The organism is Microbacterium sp. (genome assembly GCF_049661145.1).
In the GTDB taxonomy this organism is placed as follows: Bacteria; Actinomycetota; Actinomycetes; order Actinomycetales; family Microbacteriaceae; genus Microbacterium.
In genome coordinates, this window is the sequence record NZ_JBASZT010000378.1 from 1 (window position 1) to 1,580 (window position 1,580).

A 1,580-nucleotide genomic window follows, 5' to 3' on the forward strand; every position below is an offset into this window, starting at 1 on the left:
CCCGACACGCGCCGTCGTGGCCCTCCCGCCGTTCGAGGAGTACTACATCTCCTACGCTGATCGCTCTGCGGCGTGCCCGCCCGAGCGGGCCGCGACCGTCGGGCCGGGCGTGAACGGCCTGGTGAAGCCGATCCTCCTCGCGGGCGGTGAGATCGTCGGGGTGTGGCGCCATTCGCTCGCGGCCGGCAAGCACCACCTCGAGCCCGAGTACGAGTTGCACATGGATGCCGTGGACCCGGCATCCGTCGACGCCGCCCTCGCCCGCTACGCGCGCTTCATCCGCGGCTGACCGCATCGACGGTTCAGGTGGCGCCTCCCGCGGATATCCCACTGCGATTCCCGCGGGAAACGCCACCTGAAGAACGAGAAGCTACGCGAACAGCTCCGCGCCGACGTACGAGCCCGCCGCAGCGCCGGGTGGAATCGCCCACACACCCGAGCCGACGTGCCGGATGTACTCGTTCATGAGGTCGGTCGACAGGGCGCGCTGCAGCGAGACGAACTGGTCGGGGGAGCGCTGGTACGACAGGAAGAACAGCCCTGCGTCCAGCCGTCCGAGTTCGTTGTTGCCGTCGACGTAGTTGTAGCCGCGGCGGAGGATGCGGTTGCCGTCGTTGAACTCAGGATGCGCGAGCCGCACGTGGCTGGCGGGGTCGATCGCGGGGGATGCGATGGCGCTCGCCGCCGTGAAGTCGGGTTCGGTCTGCTCGGTGCCGCCGGACAGCGGTGCACCCTCGGCCTTGTCGCGGCCGATGATCTGGTTCTGCTCGATCAGGCGCACACGGTCCCACGTCTCGATGAGCATCGCGATCTTGCGCGCCACGAGGTACGACCCTCCGGCAAGCCACGCCGGCTCGTCGGCATCCGCGACCCACACGAACTCGTCGAGGGCGGCCGTGTCGTCGGCGAGGATGTTCGCCGTCCCGTCCTTGAACCCGAAGAGGTTACGGGGTGTGGCCTGATCGGCGGTCGTCTTCGAGGTCTTGCCGAACCCGAGCTGCGACCACCTCAACCGCGCCCGGCCGAACGCGATGCGGCTGAGGTTGCGGACGGCGTGCACCGCGACCTGCGGATCGTCGGCGCACGCCTGAATGCACAGGTCACCGCCGGAGTGCTCCGGGACGAGGTCGTCGCCGAGGAACAGGGGCAGCTTCTGCAGCGCCGCGGGTCGCAGCGCCGCCAGCCCGTACCGATCCGCGCCGTCGTCCGCGGCGAAGAGCGTCGGCCCGAATCCGAACGTGATCGTCAGCCCGTTCGCGGCAAGGCCGAGCGCTTCGCCGGTATCGTCGGGCGGTGCCTCGGGCGAGCCGCCGACCGCGCCCGTCGCCGAGACGTCCAGTCCCTGGGTCATGCGCGACGCGGCATATGTCCAGTCCTGCAGCAACTCGATGAGGTCGTCGCGCGAGGTTCGCGCCATCATGTCGAAGGCTGCGAAGTGCAGGTGGTCCTGCACCGGCGTCGTGATACCCGCCTGATGAGCGCCGAAGAACTCGTAGACGGATGCCGCGGCATCCCCCGCCCGTGCTCGACCCACTGCGACGCCGGCCGCCGATCCCGCGCCCGCGCCGACCGCGAGCCCT

2 protein-coding genes are annotated in these 1,580 nt (G+C 69.9%); one reads left to right on the plus strand and one right to left on the minus strand.

Annotated elements, in window-relative coordinates; translation table 11 throughout:
* Positions 1–289, plus strand: a 289-nt coding sequence (locus WBP48_RS15535) for a DNA glycosylase AlkZ-like family protein (RefSeq protein ID WP_424441660.1), incomplete at its 5' end; no start/stop codon positions are given.
* 81 nt (positions 290–370) lie between these two features.
* Here the strand turns inward: WBP48_RS15535 and efeB are convergent.
* Positions 371–1,580: iron uptake transporter deferrochelatase/peroxidase subunit (gene efeB, locus WBP48_RS15540; RefSeq protein WP_424441661.1), on the minus strand; the 1,210-nt coding region annotated here is incomplete at its 5' end.